We start from the raw sequence: 18,822 nt of genomic DNA, 5'->3' as shown, positions 1-18,822 counted from the left end.
CGTCTGCCCGCGCCCCGGCCACGCCTGTCCCGGATCTGCCCGGTCCAGCCGCCCGCGACCCGCCTGCCCGCGACCCGCCTGCCCGCGCCCCGCCCGCGCCTGGCCCGCCAGCGCCTGCCCCTCCCGCGCCTGCCCCGCCTGCGCCTGGGCTGGGGACAATTCGGACCGGGCCGTTGGCGCGGAGGATGCGGGGTATGGCGTCGCGGATGAGGGTGCCTTCCGGCAGGGGTTCGCCGTCGGGGGTCTCGTCGGCGCGGCGAGGGCGGGCGATCCAGCGCAGCGTGAGGACGTCGGCGCGGGGGACGTCGCGGACGAAATCGGTGACGTAGTCGTCGGCGGGGGCGCCGACGAGTTCTTCGGGCGTACCGACCTGGACGAGGGCGCCGTCTCTCATGACGGCGATGCGGTCGCCCAGGGTGAGGGCTTCGGAAAGGTCGTGGGTGATGAAGACGAGGGTCTTGCCGACCTCGGCGTGCAGCCGGCGCACCTCGGCCTGCATGTCGCGGCGGATGAGCGGGTCGAGGGCGCTGAACGGCTCGTCGAAGAGCAGGACGGCCGGGTCGGTGGCCAGCGCCCGGGCCAGGCCGACGCGCTGCTGCATGCCGCCGGAGAGCTGGTCGGGGAACTGGTGTTCATGCCCGGTCAGCCCGACGAGGTCGAGGACCTCGCCGGCCCGTTTGTGGCGCGCCGCGCGGGAGGTGCCCTGGATCTCCAGGCCGTATGCCACGTTGTCGATCACTTCGCGGTGCGGGAGGAGGCCGAAGTGCTGGAAGACCATGGCGACGCCGTGGCGGCGCAGGTCGCGCAGCTGTCTGGGGTTCATCTCGCGAACTGCCCGGCCGTCGATGCGGACCTCGCCGGCGGTGGGTTCGATCAGGCGGGTGAGACAGCGGACCAGGGTGGACTTGCCACTGCCGGACAGTCCCATGACGACGAAGACCTCGCCCTGTTCGACGGCGAAGCTGACGTCGTGCACGGCGACGACGTTGCCGGTTTTCGTACGCAGTTCCGGGCGGGAGAGGTCGGCGAGTGGCGAGCCGGGGACGCGGTCGGGCCGGGGGCCGAACACTTTCCACAGGTGGTCCACGTCGATGGTGGTGGGCATGTCCGGTCCCTCGGGTTGGCTGTCAGGTGGTGGTGTCGTGGCCCGCGATGAGGTCCGCTGCCTTCTCGCCGACCATGAGGACGGCGACGACGGGGTTGACCGAGGTCATCGCCGGGAAGACCGAGGCGTCCGCGATGCGGACGTTGGTGAAGCCGCGCAGCCGCAGCTCCGGGTCGGTCACGGCGAGTTCGTCGGTGGCCGCGCCCATCCGGCACGTCCCGACCGGGTGGTAGACGGTGTGGTGGGCGGCCCTTCCGTACGCGGAGAGCTCCTCGTCGGTCTGCAGGTCCGGCCCGGGCGCGATCTCCCGGGTGATCCAGCTCGCGAACGGTTCGGTGGCGGCGACCTCGCGGGCCAGCCGCAGCCCGTCGACGATGGTCTGCTCGTCGTAGCCGTCCGGGTCGGTGAAGTAGCCGAAGTCCAGCGCCGGCTTGGTGTGCGGGTCCGCGCTGGTCAGCCACATGCGGCCCCGGCTGCGCGGGCGTGGCACGTTGGGGGTCATCCCGAAACCGTGCATCGGCACGTCGTAACCGAGGCGTTCGGTATTGGTGGTGAACGGGATCTGATAGAGGTGGAACATCAGGTCCGGGCGGGTGCCCTGCGGGTCGCGGCGGATGAAGAGCCCCGCGTCGGAGTCCATCGCGGTCTCCGGGGGAACCGGGCGCGACGCCTCCCAGAGGATCAGCGACTCCGGGTGGTCGAGCAGGTGCTCGCCCACGCCGGGGACGTCCGCCACCACGTCGATGCCGAGCGCGGTGAGCTGCTCGGCCGGCCCGATGCCCGACAGGAGCAGCAGTCTCGGGGTGTCGATCGCGCCGGCGCTCAGGACGTACTCTCCGCCCCTGATGATCTCGGTCTTGTCCCCGCTCTGGACGTGCACGCCGGTGACCTGGTCGCCGCTGGTCTCCAGCTTGTACGCCCACGTGTCGGTGAGCACGGTCAGGTTCGACCGGTCCAGGACCGGATGCAGGTAGGCGACCGAGGACGACGACCGCATGCCCGAGTCGGGGTAGTACGCGACGGGGAAGAAGCCGGTGCCGTCGGAGAACGGCTGCGCGTTGAAGTCCGGGCGCACGGGCACGCCCAGCGCCTTGGTGCAACTGCTGATGAAGTCGACGGCCAGGGCGTTGCGTTCCCGGACCGGGACGATGTTGATCGCCAGCCGCTCCCAGTAGGGCAGCATCTCCCCGTACGACCAGCCGGACGCCCCCGCGGCCACCCAGTCGGCGAAATCCTCCGCCGGGGGCAGAAAGCTGATCATGGTGTTGTGCGAGGAGCACCCGCCGAGCACTTTCGCCCGAGAGTGCACGATGTGCGAGTTCCCCCGTGGCTGCGGCACGGTCGGATACTGGTAATCGAACTCCGATTCGAGCAGGTTCAGCCAGTTGCGCAGGTGCAGGATGCGAGGGTCGCCCACATCGGACGGGCCGCCCTCGATCAGGCAGACCCGGACGCCCGGATCGGCCGACAACCTGGCAGCCACCACCGCACCGGCGGTTCCGCCCCCCACGATCACCACGTCGTACTCGGCCGTTTCCAGCTGTCGCCACCACCTTGTGTCGCTGTGTGGTCACAGCTTCGGGTGATCCACTATCGAGGGTCAATGGTCAACGCAGACTTTTACCTATGCGCAACAAACCCTCGGATCCTGCCCCGGCCCTCTCGTAGGATGCCAACCATGCTGGCCGTCTCCTGGCGCGATGTGGTTCTCGCGGTGCTGCCGTCCGCCCAGCTCACCGAGGGCGCGCCACCAGGCGCGCTGTCGGTGGCGGGTGACCTGCTCGGTGCCCCCCTGCCCGACGACCTGGTGGCGATGCTCGCCGAGACCGACGGCATCCGGGCCCCCGACGGCCAGGACCTCGTATGGCCGATCGCGCGCATCGTGCACGACAACACCGAACTCCGCCAGCTGCCGGAGTTCAAGGAACGCGAAACCCTGGTCGTCTTCGGCGACAGCGGAGGCGGCAACGACCGGGTCGCGTACGACGCGATGAGCCCGGCGCACATCCTCGTCTGGGACCGCGACACCGACGAGCGCCGCCCGGTGGCCGTCGACCTAGCCGACTACTTCACCCGCGTACTGATCGAGGACTATTTCTAGGAGCCGTGGCCGCGCCCCACGGGGCACGCCGGTGCGCCGCGGTTCCCCCTACGGGGGCACCAGGCCGGTCGGGTCACCCGTGCCGCGTGGAGCCCGGAGCGCGGAGGCCGGTCGGGGCTGGGGGTCGCGAAGGCCGGTCAGGGTTCACCAAGCCGGTGCCCAGGCCGAGCTTGCCCAGGCCGAGCTTGCCCAGGCCGAGCTTGCCCAGGCCGAGTTTGCCCAGGATGCGGGCGACGTGGGTTTTCACCCAGGCCGGTCGTCAGGGGGTCACCAGGCCGGTGCGGTAGGCCGCCACGACCGCCTGGACCCGGTCGCGCAGGCCGAGTTTGCCCAGGATGCGGGCGACGTGGGTCTTCACCGTGGCCTCGGACAGGTACAGCCGCGCGGCCAGCTCGGCGTTGCTCAGACCCTGGGCCAGCAGGGCGAGCACCTCGAGCTCCCGTTTGGTCAGGCCCGCCAGGTCGGGCGGCGGCTCGGTCTCGCCGCGGGCGAACCGTTCGACCAGGCGCCGGGTGATAGACGGCGCGAGCAGGGCATCGCCGTCGCGGACCAGCCGCACGGCGCCGACGAGGTGCTCCGGGGTGACATCCTTGAGCAGGAAGCCACTCGCCCCGGCGGTCAGCGCCGCGTAGACGTAATGGTCCAGATCGAACGTCGTCAGGATGATGATCCGGGGCGTCGCGTCAGCACCCGCCATGATCTGCCGGGTCGCCGCCAGACCGTCCGTCCCGGGCATCCGGATGTCCATCAGCACCACGTCGGGCCGGTGCCGCCTGACCGCATCGACGGCCTCGGCGCCGTTGGTCGCCTCGGCCACCACGTCGATGCCGTCAGCCGTGAGAATCATCCGGAACCCGGCCCGCACCAGCGCCTGATCGTCAGCGACCACCACCCGGGGCCCCGCGCCCACGCCGGCTGGCCCGTAGTCCGTGATCACACCAGGACTCTGACCCTGGCCGCGCGGCGGTGAGGCCGTGGTCATGCCGGGACTCTCACCCTGGCCGCGCGGCGGTGAGGCCGTGGTCATGCCGGGACTCTCGCTCGGACCGCTCGGGCCGGGCACTGTGGTCATGCCGGGGCTCTCGCTCGGACCGCTCGGATCGGGCACTGTGGTCGTGCCGGGACTCTCGCCCGGACCGCTCGGATCGGGCACTGTGGTCATGCCGGGACTCTCGCTCGGACCGCGCAGACTGGGGGCCGTGGTCATGGCAGGGCTTTCGCTCGGACCCATGAGCGTCCTCCTGCCACCGGCCCGGGACCAGCGCGTTGAGTGCTGTGGCGGCGTCGCGGACGGACCGTTCGGGGCGGGGGCCGTGGTCATGCCGGGATCCTGGCGTGGACGGACCAGCCGCCGTTGGGGGACGGGCCCGCTTGCAGGGCCGCGTCGTAGACGGCGAGGCGTTCGCGGAGTCCGATGAGGCCTCGCCCGGTGCCGGTCGTGGTGGTTGCGCGGCCGCCGGTGTCGGCGACCTCGACGTCCAGGCCGTCGGCGCCGTAGCCGATGCGGACCAGGACGCGGGCGCCGGCGGCGTGCTTGACGACGTTGGTGAGGGCCTCCTGGACCAGCCGGTAGACGGTGAGTTCCACCCCGGCGGGCACCTCACGCCGGTCGCCGGTCACTGCCAGGTCGATGGGTACGCCCGCAGCCCGCGTCCGCCGCACGATTTCGTCCAGCCCGTCGAGGCCCGGTTGCGGGGTGAGCTCGTCCTCGTCGTCGCCGGGCATCGTGAGCAGGCCCATCACCTGGCGTAGCTCGGTCATCGCCGACCGGCCACCGGCCTCGACCGCGAGCAGTGCCTCCCGGGCCTGATCGGGGGCGGCGTCCATGACCTTGCGTGCCGCTCCGGCCTGGATCACCATCACGCTCACGTTGTGGGTGACCACGTCGTGCAGCTCCCGGGCGATCCGGGCTCGTTCGTGCTCGGTGGCACGCCGCACCGCCTCGATCCGCTCGTGCTCCATCGTCGACATTTTCTCCCGGCTCTCGTCGGCCCGGGTCCGCCAGCGGCGCAGACCGTATGCCGCGACCGCGATCGGCAGCATGATCAGGAAGGGGATAGCGCCGTCGGACACCGAGCTGGCGTCGGTCTGCAGCGCGGTGTGCAGGATCGCGGCGACCGGGAGGCTCGCCAGCGCGGGCAGCCGGTAGGGGCTGAACACCGCGGCGCCGTACCCCGCGACGACGCACGCGAAGAACGACAACCGCAGCGCGGCGGGATTGTCCTGGACCGTGACCGCCAGGACCAGCACGGCCCACAGCGAGCCCAGCGGATATCGGCGCCGGAACGCCAGTGGCGCCACGACGAGCAGCAGCAGCGCGACCGTCCCGCTGGTCATGTGCTCCTCGACCGGCAGCAGCGGTGGCCAGACGCGCTGCCCCGGCCCGGGCGGTGCGACCGGTGCGACCGGCATGCCGCCCTGCCCGTCCGGGATGGTGACCGGCCAGGGCGCCGGGGCGTCCCCGTAGCTCGAGTCGCCGGCCTGGATCGCGATCAGGCCCATGCCGAGCGCCAGCGCGGCGTCGAAGAACCAGCCCCGGCGGGACAGCGGCGGGGGCAGCCCGGGGTCCTTCACGAGACGCGGCTTCACCGCTCCATTCTGGCCGTCCGCCCGCGCCGGCGGTATCCGTCTCAGGTCGGGGCCGCGTACATCGCAGGGATGACGACTCAGTGCTGACGCGCGCGGCCGCGCCTCTCTCCTAGCGTCGGGATCCTCTTCCACCTTGGAGTTTCCATGATCGAACTGTGTGATGTGACCCGCCGCTACGACGAGGGTCCGCCGGCGCTGGACGACATCTGCGTGAGCGTCGCCCCGGGCGAGGCGGTGGCGATCCTCGGCCCGTCCGGCAGCGGCAAGTCCACGCTGCTGAACCTCGTCGCCGGCCTGGACCACCCGACCACCGGCACGGTCACCGTCGACGGGGTGCGGGTCGACCGCCTAGGCGAAGCAGCCTCGGCGCGCTACCGCCGGGCCCGGATCGGCCTGGTCTTCCAGTTCTTCAACCTTCTGGATGACCTGACCGTGTCCGACAACGTGATGCTCCCGGCCCAGCTCGCCGGCACCGCCCGTGCCGACGCCGAACGCCGCGCCGCTGACCTGCTCGCCCGCCTCGGCGTCTCGAGGCACTCGGACGCCTACCCGGGCAGGCTCTCCGGCGGGGAACGCCAGCGGGTCGCGGTCGCCCGCGCCCTGATGAACAACCCCGCGCTGCTCCTGGCCGACGAGCCGACCGGCGCCCTGGACACCGCCTCGGGCGAGGAGGTCCGCAAACTCCTCACCGAGCTGCACGCCGACGGCCAGACGATCATCCTGGTCACCCACGACCTCACCCTGGCCACCGCCTGCGCCACCCGCACCATCCGCCTCCTCGACGGCCGCATCACCCCATCCGCCGCCGAGGGCCGCGCAGGCGCCCGGGTCACCCCGTCCGGCGCGGAGGGCCGCGCAGGCGCCCGGGTCACCCCGTCCGGGGCCGAGGGCCGGAACCGCGCCACCGGCGACGACGCGGCGGGACGTGACCGATGAGTGCGCTCGGGAAGGTGGTGCGGTCGGGTGTGGCGCGGCGGCGGGTGCCGACGATCGTCACCGGGCTCGTGGTGATGGTCGCTGTGACGTCGGCGGTGCTCGGGGCTTCGTTGAGCGTGGCGTCGCGGGGGCCGTTCGAGCGGGCGTTCCAACAGCATCACGGTGCGCATCTCGCTGTGCGGATCGACCCCGCGAAGGCGACTCCGGCGCAGCTGGACGCGACCGCCACGGCCGCCGGGGTCGCCGCCGTGGCCGGGCCGTTCCCGCTGGCGACGGTCAGTGCGGGCAGCGGGCAGTTCCGGATGCCGCCGATGGAAGTGGCCGGGCGCGGCACCCCGGACAGCGCGGTTGACGAGCTCACCCTGACCCGGGGGCGGTGGGCCACCGGTCCTGCAGAGATCGTCCTGGCCGCGAACGGCCGGTTCAACGGTCCGCTGCTGGCGACCGGGACGGAGCTGACACTCGACAACGTGCCCGGCAACCCCGTGGTCACCGTCGTGGGCTTCGCCCGGTCGATCACCCGCACCGCCGACGCCTGGGCCCCGCCCGACCAGGTCACCGCCTGGCAGACCGCCCAAAACCAAAACCAAAACCAAAGCCAGAACCAGAACCAAACCGCGAGCCAGCCCGGCTACCAGATGCTCTACCGCCTCACGACCGCCGGGACGCAGGCACAGGTCGAGGCGGCCAACGAGGCGATCGCCGCCGCACTGCCCGCCGGGTCGCTGACCAGCGCGACGTCCTGGCTGGCCGTGCGCCGTGACGTTGTCGGGGACACGGTGCTGCTGATCCCGTTCCTGATCGCGTTCGGGCTGCTCGGCATCGTGATGGCGGTCCTGATCGTCGGGAACGTGATCGCCGGGGCGGTGGCCTCCGCGACCCGCCGGATCGGGATTCTGAAGGCGCTGGGGTTCACGCCGGGGCAGGTCGTCCGGGCGTACGTGACGCAGGCGCTGATCCCGGCAGCGGCCGGTGCCGTCCTGGGTCTCGGCACCGGATATCTGAGCACTCTGCCGGTCATCACCAAGACCAACGATCTTTACGGTACGACGGACCGCGGCACAGCTCCCTGGATCGGTGTCCTGGTCGTGGCCGGAATCCTCGCCGTCGTGGCGCTGACCGCGTGGGCGGCGTCGGCGCGGGCGGGCCGGCTCCGCACGGTCGACGCGCTCGCGGTGGGCCGCACCCCGCATGCCGGTCGTGGCCGGTGGGCGTCCCGGCTGACCAGCCGGATCCCGCTGCTGAGTCGTCCGGTCAGCCTCGGCCTGGCGTACCCGTTCACCCGCCCGATGCGCTCGGCCGGGATGATCGCCGCGATCGCGTTCGGCGCCGCGTCCGTCACGTTCGCGGTGGGCCTGGCGACGTCGCTGAGCCGCATCGACGAGGTGGAGGACATCGCCGCGGTCCAGATAACCGCCCCCATGGAGGGACCCCGGCCAAGCCGGATAACCGACCCCGACAAGGTCGTCGCCGCCATCACCGCGCAATCCGGCACCAGCGGCTACCTGGGGACGGCCCGCACCGAGGTGACCACCCCGGGCGCGACCGGGCAGCTGACCGCGATGGGACTCACCGGCCCGGATGCGTCGCGCTACTACCGGATGGTCTCCGGGAGATGGCTCCGCGGACCGGGCGAGATCGTCGTCGCGACCCCGTTCCTCACGGCGACCGGCACGAAGGTCGGCGACCAGGTGACCCTGACCAGCGAAGGCAGGGACATCCCGGTGCGCATCGTCGGGGAGGCCTTCAACATCGATGAGGACGGCATGCAGATCCTCACCGACCAGGCGACCCTCGGCCTCACCCCCGAGATCTACTACATCACGGTCAAGGACGGAACAGACATCGGCACGTACGCCGCGGCGCTGAGCACCGCCCTCGAACCCCTCGGCGCCGTGGCGGACACGGTGGATCACTCCCCGCCGGAGATGCTGGTCCTCATCGACGCCCTGACAGCGCTGCTCACCGTCCTGCTGGTGGTCGTCGCGGGCCTGGGCGTGCTCAACACGGTCGTCCTGGAGACCCGGGACCGCGTCCACGACCTCGGCGTGCACAAGGCGCTGGGCATGACTCCCCGGCAGACCATCGCGATGGTCATCGCCTCGGTGGTGCTCACCGGCCTGGCGGGCGGCGCGGCGGGAGTGGCCGTCGGCGTCCTGGTCCAGCGCGCGGTCCTCGCCGCGATGGGCCGCGGCACGGGCTTCACCCTGCCCGCGTCGGTCGTCGACGCGTACGGCCCCGGCGTGGTGCTCCTGCTCGCCGTGGGCGGCCTGGTCATCGCGGTGGCGGGCGCGCTGCTCCCGGCCGGCTGGGCGGCCCGCACCCGCACGGTGACGGCCCTGCGCACGGAGTAGCCACCGTCGACTCTGGATGTGGGGTACGACAGTTTTCCCGGTTCGCCCTTGCGCTATTCCTATTTCGGCTATAGGAAATAGGTATGCCCGCCCCGATGCTCCTGACCCGCCGGCTCAGCATTGACCTGTGCCGGCGGGCCGGCCTGTCCTGTCGCCGCTGACCAGCCGCCTCCCGAGAGGCTGACCCGAGTCCTCCAGTGAGTAAAGACGCAGCGACAGGAGATTTCCCCGTGCGCAGAACCCGTACCATCGCCGCCCTCATAGCCACCCTCTCCCTCGCCCTCGCCGCCTGCGACTCCGGCAGCGCCACCACCTCCGCCGAGGCGGGTCAGCCCGTTGATGGTGGCTCGCTGACCTGGGGTGTCGAGACCGAGCCGATCACGTTCAACCCGCATCAGTACGCCCAGGCGAAGGCCCGCCTGCTGGTCTGGAACTCGTTCGAGGGGCTGCTCACCCACGACGACAAGGGCGGTTACGTGCCCCTGCTCGCGACCGGCTACGAGGCTTCACCCGACGGCAAGGCGTACACGTTCACACTGCGTACCGGCGTGAAGTTCAGTGACGGCACGGCTTTCGACGCCGCCGCGGTCAAGGCCAACATCGATCAACTGCGAGCCGCCGGGTACGCCCCGGCGGTAGCCGCCGTCCAGCTGCACAGCCTGAAGGACGTCGAGGTCCCGGACCCGGCAACGGTCGTGTTCCGGCTGACCGCGCCGGACGTGCTGTTCCTCGACTTCCTCTCGTCGCCGCAGGGCGCGATCGTGTCGCCGGCGTCGCTGAGGGCTGCGAAGAACCTCAAGGCGGGCGGCCCCGAGCTCGCGGGGACCGGCCCGTTCATCCTCGACCGGTACACCGCGGGCCAGGAGGTCCACTTCAAGCGCAACCCGGCGTACTGGGGGAGCCGCCCCGCGTACCTGGACGAGGTCACGTACCGGTTCCTGAAGGAGCCGTCGGTACGGGTCGGGGCGCTGACCTCCGGGCAGGTGCAGGTGATCGAGGGGGTGCCCGCGACCGATCAGGCCGTGATCACCGGGGATCTGACGCTGAGCAAGGGACTGAACTCCGGTTCCGCGTACAGCTACTACCTCAACGCCGCGCACGCGCCGTTCGACGACGTGAAGGTCCGGCAGGCGTTCCGGGACGCCCTCGACGTGAACACCGTGCTCGACGCCGTCTACCGCGGGACCGCCACCCGGGCGTGGAGCGTGATCAGCCCGACCAGCCCGTTCTACGACAAGAGCCTGGAGAACGCGTACGGCAACAACCCGGCGCGGGCCAACCAGCTGCTCGACGAGGCCGGCTGGACCCAGCGCGACGCGGACGGCTTCCGGATCAAGGACGGCAAACGGCTGACCGTACGCCTGGTGCAGAGCGCGCCGTTCGTCCGTGACCGCCGCGACATCCTGGCCCAGACCGTGCAGGCCGCCGTCAGGAAGAGCGCCGGCATCGACCTGAACGTCGCCGTCGTCGACCAGGGCACGGCGACGAAGGCACTGGCCGACGGCGCGTACGAGGTGTTCGACAACTCGCGGGCCGACACCGACGCGGGTGCGGCACTGAACCTGCTGCTGAGCTCCGGCGGGGCCATCAACCGGACCGGCGTCACGGACCCCGAGGTCGACAAGCTGCTGGCACAGGCGGACGCGGGAACCGACCGGCTCGGCGCGTACACCAAGATCCAGCAGAAGGTGGTCACCCAGCAGGCGCTGGTCCTGCCGCTCTACGCGCCCGCCGACCAGATCGCGGCGAGCAGGAGCGTCGGCGGGCTCGGGTTCGAACCCACGGCGGGTGTGCCGGTCAGCGCGTACGGTGTCTGGCTGGCGAAGTGAGGGCGGTGCTGCGCCGGATCGGCACCGGGCTCGTCGTGCTCTGGGTCGCCGCGACCGCCGCCTACCTGGCGCTGCTCGCGGCCCCGGGCAGCACCGTCGACACGATCGTCGGGGACGGCGCGGACACCCCGGCGATCCGCTCGCAGATCATCACCGAGTGGGGTCTCGACCGCCCGGCCGTCCTGCAGTACCTCGACTACCTGTGGCGGGCCGCGCACGGTGACCTCGGCCGCTCGTACCTGCTGCAGCGGCCGGTGAGCGCGATCGTCGGCGAGCAGGTGTGGCCCACGCTCAAGCTCGCGCTGTCCGCCGCGGTGCTCGGCATCCTGCTCGCGCTGGTCCTGGCGCTGACCACCCGGCGGCCCTGGGCGCGGCGGGTCAGCTCGACCGCCGAGCTGGTCGTGGTGTCGACGCCGCCGTTCCTGATCGGGATCGTGCTGCTCAGCATCTTCTCGTTCCGCTTCGGGCTGTTCCCGGTCTCCGGGGACCATGGCGTCGCCGCGCTGGTGCTGCCCGCCGTCACGCTCGCGCTGCCCATCGCCGGGGTGCTCACCCAGGTGCTGCGCGACGGCCTCGACCGGGCCCTCGACGAGCCGTTCACGGTCACCGCCCGGGCCCGGGGGCTGCGCGAGAGTGCGGTGCTGGTCCGGCATGCGCTGCGCCATGCCCTGCTCCCGGCGGTCACGCTGCTCGGCTGGCTGTTCGGGGTGCTGCTCGGCGGCGCGGTGATCATCGAGCAGGTGTTCGGGCGTCCCGGCCTCGGGCAGGTCACGCTGACCGCCGTGAACAGCAAGGACATGCCGGTCGTGCTCGCCGTCGTGGTGCTGTCCGCGCTGGTCTACGTCGTGCTGAACACCGTGGCCGACCTGGCGTACCTGCTCGTCGACCCGCGTCTGCGGAGGAGCTGACATGGCGATACGACCCGGTGTTCTCGCCGCCGCGGCGTTCCTGGGGCTGGCCGCCGTCGCCGCGGCGGTGCCGTCGCTGCTGAGCGGTGACCCCCTCGCCGCCGACCCGCTGCACGTCCTGCAGGCCCCGAGCGCCGCGCACTGGTTCGGCACCGATCAGCTCGGCCGGGATGTCTTCGACCGGGTCGTGCACGGCGCCCGGCACAGCCTCGCGATCGGCCTGGCCGCGACCACGATCGCCGTGACAGCGGGGGTCCTGCTGGGCGTGCTTGCCGGCCTCTCCCACAGGTACGCCGACGAGGCCATCACCCGCGGCTTCGACGCGCTGTCCGCGTTCCCGCTGCTCCTGCTGGCGTTGCTGTTCATCGCGATCGCCGGGCCGGGCACCGTCAGCCTGATCATCGCGATCGGGATCGCCACCCTGCCGCACTACGCCCGGGTCGTGCGCGCGCAGACGTTCGTCGTGCGGCGAGCCGGGTACGTCACACAGGCCGTGGCGTACGGTGGATCACGGGCCCGGCTCGTCGTGCGGCACGTGCTGCCCAACGTGCTCGGCCCGGTCCCGGTGCTCGCGATGATCGGGCTCGGCGAGGCGGTGCTGGCCGCCGCCGGGCTCAGCTTCCTGGGCATGGGACCGCAACCGCCGTCACCCGAGTGGGGCGCGATGCTCTCCGACGGCCGCGGCTACCTCCGGATCGCCTGGTGGGCGTCGGTGCTGCCGGGCCTGATCGTCACCCTGACCGTCATCAGCCTGACCGTCACCGGCCGGCACCTGCAGCATCGCTTCGAGGGACGGGACCCCCGATGAGCGCTCTGGTAACCGTCGAGGACCTGCACGTGAGCTTTGGCGACGTGCACGCGGTCCGCGGGATCGGCTTCACCGTCGAGCCGGGCGAATGCGTGGCGATCGTGGGGGAGTCCGGGTCCGGTAAGAGCGTCACCGCCCGGACGCTTGTCGGGCTGGCCGGTCCCGGTGCGCAGGTCCGCGCTGCCCGGCTGGAGCTGGCGGGGCGTGACGCCCGGCGGCACAGCGAGCGCGACTGGCGTACGGTCCGCGGTGGTTTTGCGGGTCTGGTCCTGCAGGACGCGCTGGGCTCGCTCGACCCGCTGCGCACGGTCGGCGCCGAGATCGGTGAGGTGCTGCGCGTGCACCGCAAGCGTGACACCCCGGAGCGGCTGCTCGCGGAGGTGCACGTGCCCGAGCCGGAACGCCGCGCCCGGCAGTACCCGCACCAGCTCTCCGGCGGGCTGCGCCAGCGGGCCCTGATCGCCTCGGCCATCGCCGCCCGCCCGCCGCTGCTGATCGCCGACGAGCCCACGACGGCGCTCGACGTCACCGTGCAGGCCCAGATCCTCGAGCTGCTCGCCGAACGTAAGAGCCCGGAAACCGCGCTGCTGCTGATCAGTCACGACCTGGCGGTGGTGTCCCGGCTCGCCGACCGGGTGCTGGTGATGAAGGACGGCGAGATCGTGGAGTCGGGGCCGACGCGCGAGCTGCTGGCGGGGGCGCGGCATCCGTACACGAAGAAACTTGTCGCGGCAGCCACCCTGACCCGTCGCCCACCGGTGGTGCCGCGCGAGGGGGTGGTGCTGCGGGCCGAGGGGCTGAGCAAGGCCTACGGCAAGCAGACCGTGGTCGAGGAGGTCGGGCTGACCATCGGCCGGGGTGAGATCGTCGGGCTGGTCGGCGAGTCGGGGTCGGGCAAGACGACCGTCGCGCAGCTGCTCTTCGGCCTCGCCGAGCCCACCGCCGGGACGGTGACCTTCGAGGACCAGCCGTGGAGCAACGTCCGCGAGAGGAAACGCCGGCTGCTGCGCCGGCACCTGCAGCTGATCTCGCAGGACCCCCTGGCATCGTTCGATCCGCGCTGGACCGTACGCCGTGTCGTCGCCGAGGCGCTGCCGCCGGGCGAGTCCCCGCTGCCGCTGCTCGAACGTGTCGGCCTGGACGCGCGGATCCTCGACCGTTACCCGCGGCAGCTCTCCGGCGGGCAGCGCCAGCGGGTCGCCATCGCCCGCGCGCTCGCCCCCCGCCCCAGCCTGATCATCTGCGACGAGCCGGTCTCCGCGCTCGACGTCTCCGTGCAGGCCCAGGTGCTCGACCTGCTCGCGGACATCCGCGAGGCCGACGGCACCGCGCTGCTGTTCATCTCGCACGACCTGGGTGTCGTGCACCACCTCGCCGACCGGCTGCTCGTGATGCGCGGCGGCCGCGTGGTCGAGCAGGGACCCGTCGACGAGGTCTTCGCCCGGCCCGCCCACGACTACACCCGCGCGCTGCTCGCCGCGGTACCGACGCTGGAGGTCTCCTCATGACATCGCCGCTGCACCTGGCCGTCGCGCTGGACGGGCTCGGATGGCATCCCGCCGCGTGGCGCACCTCGACGCACGACGCCGCCGACGTGTTCCGCGGGGACTACTGGGTCCGGCTGGTCCAGGAGGCCGAGGCGGGGCTGCTCGATCTGGTGACGTTCGAGGACACGTTCGGGCCGCCCACCGACGCACCGGGCGAGCTCAACGGGCGGCTCGACGCGGTGCTCGTGGCGTCGCGCGTCGCCCCGGTGACCGAGCACATCGGGCTCGTGCCGGTCGCCACCACCACGCTCACCGAGCCGTTCCACCTGTCCACCGCGATCGCCACCCTCGACTACCTCAGTTCCGGGCGGGCCGGCTGGCAGGCGCGGGTCTCGGCCCGGCCCGGTGAGGCGGCGCTGCTCGGGCGCCCGGCCGCGAGCGAGCTGTCCGAGCTTTTCGACGAGGCCGCCGACGCGGTGGAGGTGGTGCGGCGGCTCTGGGACAGCTGGGAGGACGACGCGATCATCCGGGACGTCGCCACCGGCCGGTACATCGACCGGGACAGGCTGCACTACATCGACTTCGCCGGGGAGTTCTTCACGGTCAAGGGCCCGTCGATCGTGCCGCGGTCCCCGCAGGGCCAGCCGGTGGTCGCCGCGCTCGCACACGCCGCCGTGCCGTACGAGTTCGCGTCACGCAGTGCCGACCTCGTGTTCGTGACACCTTCGGACGCGCAGGACGCCGCTGAGATCGTACGCAGAGTCCCCGGTCCCAAGGTTTTCGCCGATCTTGTGGTGTTCCTCGACGACCACGCCCCGGCCGCGCACGAGCGCCGGGGCCGCCTCGACGCCCTGCTCACCGAGCCGTGGCAGTCCGACGCGCTGATCTTCGCCGGCACCCCGGAGCAGCTCGCCGACCTGCTGCTGTCGTGGCGCGACGCCGGGGTGGACGGATTCCGGTTACGGCCCGGCGCGCTGCCGTACGACCTCGAGGCGATCACCCGCCTGCTCGTCCCCGTCCTGCAGGACCGCGGCGTCTTCCGCACCACGCAGCCCACCGGCTCGCTGCGGTCGAGGCTCGGCCTGCCACCCGCCGTCAACCGTTACGCGACCCCGGAAGGAGCCCCCGTTGCCTAAGCAGATCATCCTCGCCGCGCACTTCCCGGGCGTGAACAACACGACCGTGTGGAGCGACCCCGAGGCGGGCAGCCAGATCGACTTCGCCTCCTTCAAGCACCTCGCCCGCACCGCCGAGCGCGGCAAGTTCGACTTCTTCTTCCTCGCCGAGGGGCTGCGGCTGCGCGAGCAGCGGGGCCTCATCCACGACCTCGACGTCGTCGGGCGCCCGGACACGCTGACAGTGCTGGCCGGGCTCGCCGCCGTCACCACGCATCTCGGGCTGGCCGGGACGCTCAACGCCACGTTCCACGAGCCGTACGAGCTGGCCCGTCAGCTCGCCACCCTGGACCACCTGTCCGGCGGCCGCGCGGCGTGGAACGTCGTCACCTCGTCCGGCCCCTTCTTCGGCGAGAATTTCCGCAAGGGCGGCTTCCTCGACTACGCCGACCGGTACACGCGGGCCGGCGAGTTCATCGACACCGCTCGCGAGCTGTGGGACTCGTGGGAGCCCCTCGCCCCGGATCGCGACGCCGGCTTCTTCGCCGACACCGGGACGTTCCGGCACGCCGGGCCGCAGTTCGACATCGGGGGGCGGTTCGGCGTACCGAAATCACCGCAGGGTCATCCCGTCATCCTGCAGGCGGGTGACTCCGACGGCGGCCGGGAGCTCGCGGCCGCCAAGGCCGACGCGATCTTCTCCCGCCACCACCAGCTCGAGGACGGCCGCGAGTTCTACCGCGACGTCAAGGCCCGCCTTTCCCGGTACGGCCGGGAGCCGGACAGCTTGAAGATCATTCCGGGGGTGTCGTTTGTCCTCGGTGACACCCTCGCCGACGCGCAGGAGAAGGCCCACCACATCCGGCGTCAGCAGGTCAGCCCGCAGACCGCGATCCTGCTGCTGGAGCAGGTGTGGAACACGGACCTGTCGGCGTACGACGCCGAGGGCCCGCTGCCGGAGATCGACCCGCAGGTGGACGCGGAGTCGATCATCCAGGGCCGCGCCGCGCAGCACGCCGACCGGCTGGCCACCGCCGCCGAGTGGCGCGGGATCGCCGAGCAGAAGAGCCTCAGCATCCGCGAGCTGATCATCGAGGTCACCGGCCGGCAGTCCTTCATCGGTACGCCCGCCACCGTCGCCGCCGAGCTCGACGAATACGTCCAGACCGACGCCTGCGACGGGTTCATCCTGGTCCCGCACCTGACCCCGGGCGGCCTCGACGACTTCGTCGACGGCGTGGTTCCTTTGCTGCAGGAGCGGGGCGTGTTCCGGACCGAATACGAGTCCACGACCCTTCGCGGCAACCTGGGGCTCGCATGAAGTTCCTGCTGATCACCCTCATCACGCACACCGACCCCGGCACGAGCACCCAGGCGCGGTTCCGCGAGGTCGTCGACAACGCCGTCCTCGGCGAAGAGCTCGGCTTCGACGGGTACGGCGTGGGCGAACGCCACGAGCGCCCGTTCATCTCCTCCTCGCCACCCGTCGTGCTCAGCCACATCGCTGCGCGGACCTCCCGCATCCGGCTGTTCACGGCGGTCACCACGCTCAGCCTGCTCGACCCGGTCCGCGCGTACGAGGACTACGCCACCCTGGACAACCTCTCCGGCGGCCGGCTCGAGCTCATCATCGGCAAGGGCAACGGCGCCGCGCAGGCCAAACTGTTCCACGTCACCGCCGACGACCAGTGGGACCGCAACCGCGAGAGCTACGAGCTGTTCCGCCGGCTCTGGCGCGAGCCCAAGGTCACCTGGGCGGGCCGCTTCCGCCCGCCCCTCGAGGACGCCGAGACCTGGCCGCGGCCGCTGCAACAGCCGATCCGGGTCTGGCACGGCAGCGCCACCAGCCAGGCGTCGGTCGACCTCGCCGCCCGCTACGGCGACCCGCTGTTCTCCGCCAACGTGACCAACCCGATCGAACCGTACGCCGAACTGATCCGCTACTACCGCGAACGCTGGCAGCACTACGGCCACAACCCGGCGGACGCCCTCGTCGGCGCGGGTTCCGCCGGCTACTACGCCGCGAAGACCTCCCAGGAGGCGATCGACACGTACCGCCCGATCTTCGACGCCCGCATCGCGACCTTCCGCCGGCTCGGCCTCGAACCGGTGTTCACCACCCTCGAGGACGCGATCGACCGCAGCTCCATCCTCGTCGGCAGCCCGCAGCAGATCGCCGAGAAGGTCCTGCGCTACCACGCCGAGTTCGGCCACGAGGTCATGCATCTGCATGCGGACGGCGACGGCCTGACCGACAAGCAGCACCGTACGACGCTGGAGCTCTTCCAGAGCGAGATCGCACCGGTCCTGCGCCGCGAGATCCCGAGCCGGCCGTTAGGGGAGTCGTCATGAGCGTCCCGCTGTCCATCCTCGACCTTTCCCCGATCATCGCCGGCGGCACCGCGGGCGACGCCCTGCACCGCACCCTGGACCTCGCCCGGCACGCGGAACAGTCCGGCTACGCCCGCTACTGGGTCGCCGAGCACCACTTCACCCCCGGCGTGGCCAGCTCCCAGCCCGCACTCCTGCTCGGCCAGATCGCCGCGGCGACCTCCCGCATCCGCCTCGGCTCCGGCGCGGTCCAGACAGGCCACCAGACCCCGCTGTCGATCGTCGAGCAGTTCGGCCTCCTCGACGCCCTCTACCCGGGCCGCTTCGACCTGGGCCTGGGCCGCTCCGGCCAGCGCGCCAAGGAAGCGGTCAAGGAACTCGCCACCCCGCCCCCACCCGCCGAGGAACGCGTCGTCGACGGCCTCCTCATCCCGAAACCGTTCTCCTTCGCCCCGATCCTCGCCTCGGCCCGCTCCGCGCTGTTCCGCAAGCTGCTGCACCTGCCCGGCTCCCAGCCCCCCGCCTTCACCGAGGTCCTCGACCAGATCGAAGCCCTGCTGGCCGGCCCGGTCACCGACGACGAGGGCAACGAGGCCCGAGCCGTCCCCGGCGAAGGCGCCGACCTCCAGATCTGGCTCCTCGGCAGCAGCGGCGGCGAAAGCGCCCAGGTCGCCGGCGCCCGCGGCCTCCCGTTCGCCGCCAACTACCACGTAGCCCCGGCAAAGGTCCTCGAGGCTGTCGAGGCCTACCGCGCCGCATTCCGCCCGTCCGCAACCCTCACTCAGCCACACGTCATGGTGTCGGCCGACGTCGTGGTCGCCCCGGACGACGCCACAGCCCGAGAAATCGCCGAACCGTTCGGCCTCTGGGTCCACAGCATCCGCACGGGCGCCGGCGCAATCCCCTTCCCCTCCCCACACCAGTCCGCCGCCCACGCCTGGACACCCGCAGAACGTGACCTCGTGGCGGACCGGCTGGCGACGCAGTTCGTCGGCTCGCCGCAGACCGTAGCCACCCAGCTCCGGACCCTGCAACGCGTCACGGGGGCCGACGAACTGCTCGTCACCACCATGACCTACGACCACACCGACCGCGTCCGCTCCTTCGAACTCCTAGCCAAGGAATGGCACGGCTAACCCCATTTCCACCCCGGGCTGGATGTTGCCTCGCGGCCCGGAATGCCGCAACTTCCTGCGGCGCGAGCTGTCAAACACGGGCCGATCACGTCGGGCCGGGAATCTGCTAAGACGCGATTGTCT

At 71.7% G+C, this 18,822-nt stretch carries 15 protein-coding genes and 1 pseudogene; 11 read left to right on the top strand and 5 right to left on the bottom strand.

Annotation, left to right across the window (positions count from 1 at the left end; genetic code table 11):
* Nucleotides 1–154 precede the first annotated feature (154 nt).
* Nucleotides 155–1,105 (bottom strand): annotated as a pseudogene (locus tag Ahu01nite_RS05705) (quaternary amine ABC transporter ATP-binding protein); the annotation flags it as partial.
* 22 nt (nt 1,106–1,127) lie between these two features.
* Nucleotides 1,128–2,624: a GMC family oxidoreductase gene (locus Ahu01nite_RS05700; protein ID WP_203835312.1), complete on the bottom strand. Its 1,497-nt coding sequence runs from the start codon at nt 2,622–2,624 to the stop codon at nt 1,128–1,130.
* Between the two features lie 159 nt (nt 2,625–2,783).
* Between Ahu01nite_RS05700 and Ahu01nite_RS05695 the strand changes: the two genes are divergently transcribed.
* Nucleotides 2,784–3,206 carry an SMI1/KNR4 family protein gene (locus Ahu01nite_RS05695; RefSeq protein ID WP_203835311.1) on the top strand — a complete coding sequence of 141 codons (423 nt, stop codon included), beginning with the start codon at nt 2,784–2,786 and terminating at the stop codon, nt 3,204–3,206.
* Between the two features lie 73 nt (nt 3,207–3,279).
* Here Ahu01nite_RS05695 and Ahu01nite_RS05690 read toward each other — a convergent pair whose 3' ends face one another.
* From Ahu01nite_RS05690 to Ahu01nite_RS05680, 3 genes are all read right to left on the bottom strand, one after another.
* Nucleotides 3,280–3,453, bottom strand: coding sequence for a hypothetical protein (locus Ahu01nite_RS05690; RefSeq protein ID WP_203835310.1), 174 nt, complete (start codon nt 3,451–3,453; stop codon nt 3,280–3,282).
* Between the two features lie 12 nt (nt 3,454–3,465).
* The gene (locus tag Ahu01nite_RS05685; RefSeq protein WP_275411709.1) at nt 3,466–4,116 is read right to left on the bottom strand and encodes a response regulator; all 651 of its coding nucleotides are present in this window, start codon (nt 4,114–4,116) and stop codon (nt 3,466–3,468) included.
* A gap of 407 nt (nt 4,117–4,523) precedes the next feature.
* Nucleotides 4,524–5,795, bottom strand: coding sequence for a sensor histidine kinase (locus Ahu01nite_RS05680; protein ID WP_239158641.1), 1,272 nt, complete (start codon nt 5,793–5,795; stop codon nt 4,524–4,526).
* A gap of 144 nt (nt 5,796–5,939) precedes the next feature.
* Between Ahu01nite_RS05680 and Ahu01nite_RS05675 the strand changes: the two genes are divergently transcribed.
* The 10 genes from Ahu01nite_RS05675 (at nt 5,940) to Ahu01nite_RS05630 (ending at nt 18,699) form a co-directional block, all read left to right on the top strand.
* A complete protein-coding gene (locus Ahu01nite_RS05675; RefSeq protein WP_203835309.1) occupies nt 5,940–6,731 on the top strand; it encodes an ABC transporter ATP-binding protein in 792 nt (263 codons plus the stop codon).
* On the top strand, nt 6,728–9,085 hold the full coding sequence (locus Ahu01nite_RS05670) for an ABC transporter permease (protein WP_203835308.1): 2,358 nt from the start codon (nt 6,728–6,730) through the stop codon (nt 9,083–9,085). The genes Ahu01nite_RS05675 and Ahu01nite_RS05670 overlap by 4 nt, the downstream gene beginning before the upstream one ends.
* A gap of 230 nt (nt 9,086–9,315) precedes the next feature.
* Nucleotides 9,316–10,914, top strand: coding sequence for an ABC transporter substrate-binding protein (locus Ahu01nite_RS05665; protein ID WP_203835307.1), 1,599 nt, complete (start codon nt 9,316–9,318; stop codon nt 10,912–10,914).
* Nucleotides 10,915–10,919: 5 nt separating this feature from the next.
* A complete protein-coding gene (locus Ahu01nite_RS05660) occupies nt 10,920–11,822 on the top strand; it encodes an ABC transporter permease (RefSeq protein WP_203835306.1) in 903 nt (300 codons plus the stop codon).
* Nucleotide 11,823: 1 nt separating this feature from the next.
* Complete coding sequence (locus Ahu01nite_RS05655; RefSeq protein ID WP_203835305.1) at nt 11,824–12,630, top strand: ABC transporter permease; 807 nt, start codon at nt 11,824–11,826, stop codon at nt 12,628–12,630.
* Nucleotides 12,627–14,138, top strand: coding sequence for an ATP-binding cassette domain-containing protein (locus tag Ahu01nite_RS05650; protein ID WP_203835304.1), 1,512 nt, complete (start codon nt 12,627–12,629; stop codon nt 14,136–14,138). The genes Ahu01nite_RS05655 and Ahu01nite_RS05650 overlap by 4 nt, the downstream gene beginning before the upstream one ends.
* Nucleotides 14,135–15,253 carry an LLM class flavin-dependent oxidoreductase gene (locus Ahu01nite_RS05645; protein ID WP_203835303.1) on the top strand — a complete coding sequence of 373 codons (1,119 nt, stop codon included), beginning with the start codon at nt 14,135–14,137 and terminating at the stop codon, nt 15,251–15,253. The genes Ahu01nite_RS05650 and Ahu01nite_RS05645 overlap by 4 nt, the downstream gene beginning before the upstream one ends.
* Nucleotides 15,246–16,553, top strand: a complete 1,308-nt coding sequence (locus Ahu01nite_RS05640) for an NtaA/DmoA family FMN-dependent monooxygenase (protein ID WP_203835302.1) — start codon at nt 15,246–15,248, stop codon at nt 16,551–16,553. The genes Ahu01nite_RS05645 and Ahu01nite_RS05640 overlap by 8 nt, the downstream gene beginning before the upstream one ends.
* Nucleotides 16,550–17,584: an LLM class flavin-dependent oxidoreductase gene (locus tag Ahu01nite_RS05635; protein ID WP_203835301.1), complete on the top strand. Its 1,035-nt coding sequence runs from the start codon at nt 16,550–16,552 to the stop codon at nt 17,582–17,584. Before Ahu01nite_RS05640 ends, Ahu01nite_RS05635 begins: the two co-directional genes overlap by 4 nt.
* Complete coding sequence (locus tag Ahu01nite_RS05630) at nt 17,581–18,699, top strand: LLM class flavin-dependent oxidoreductase (RefSeq protein ID WP_203835300.1); 1,119 nt, start codon at nt 17,581–17,583, stop codon at nt 18,697–18,699. Before Ahu01nite_RS05635 ends, Ahu01nite_RS05630 begins: the two co-directional genes overlap by 4 nt.
* Nucleotides 18,700–18,822 lie beyond the last annotated feature (123 nt).

It is taken from the genome of Winogradskya humida, assembly GCF_016862215.1.
In the GTDB taxonomy this organism is placed as follows: Bacteria; Actinomycetota; Actinomycetes; order Mycobacteriales; family Micromonosporaceae; genus Actinoplanes; species Actinoplanes humidus.
The sequence above is the reverse complement of the archived record's forward strand: the minus strand, read 5'-3'. Positions and strand labels throughout refer to the sequence as shown.

What these genes read in the sequence shown, in the direction of transcription:
- Ahu01nite_RS05695 (WP_203835311.1), top strand. Translation starts at nt 2,784, where the DNA reads ATGCTGGCCGTCTCCTGGCGCGATGTGGTTCTCGCGGTGCTGCCGTCC.
- Ahu01nite_RS05675 (WP_203835309.1), top strand. Translation starts at nt 5,940, where the DNA reads ATGATCGAACTGTGTGATGTGACCCGCCGCTACGACGAGGGTCCGCCG.
- Ahu01nite_RS05670 (WP_203835308.1), top strand. Translation starts at nt 6,728, where the DNA reads ATGAGTGCGCTCGGGAAGGTGGTGCGGTCGGGTGTGGCGCGGCGGCGG.
- Ahu01nite_RS05655 (WP_203835305.1), top strand. Translation starts at nt 11,824, where the DNA reads ATGGCGATACGACCCGGTGTTCTCGCCGCCGCGGCGTTCCTGGGGCTG.
- Ahu01nite_RS05650 (WP_203835304.1), top strand. Translation starts at nt 12,627, where the DNA reads ATGAGCGCTCTGGTAACCGTCGAGGACCTGCACGTGAGCTTTGGCGAC.
- Ahu01nite_RS05645 (WP_203835303.1), top strand. Translation starts at nt 14,135, where the DNA reads ATGACATCGCCGCTGCACCTGGCCGTCGCGCTGGACGGGCTCGGATGG.
- Ahu01nite_RS05635 (WP_203835301.1), top strand. Translation starts at nt 16,550, where the DNA reads ATGAAGTTCCTGCTGATCACCCTCATCACGCACACCGACCCCGGCACG.
- Ahu01nite_RS05630 (WP_203835300.1), top strand. Translation starts at nt 17,581, where the DNA reads ATGAGCGTCCCGCTGTCCATCCTCGACCTTTCCCCGATCATCGCCGGC.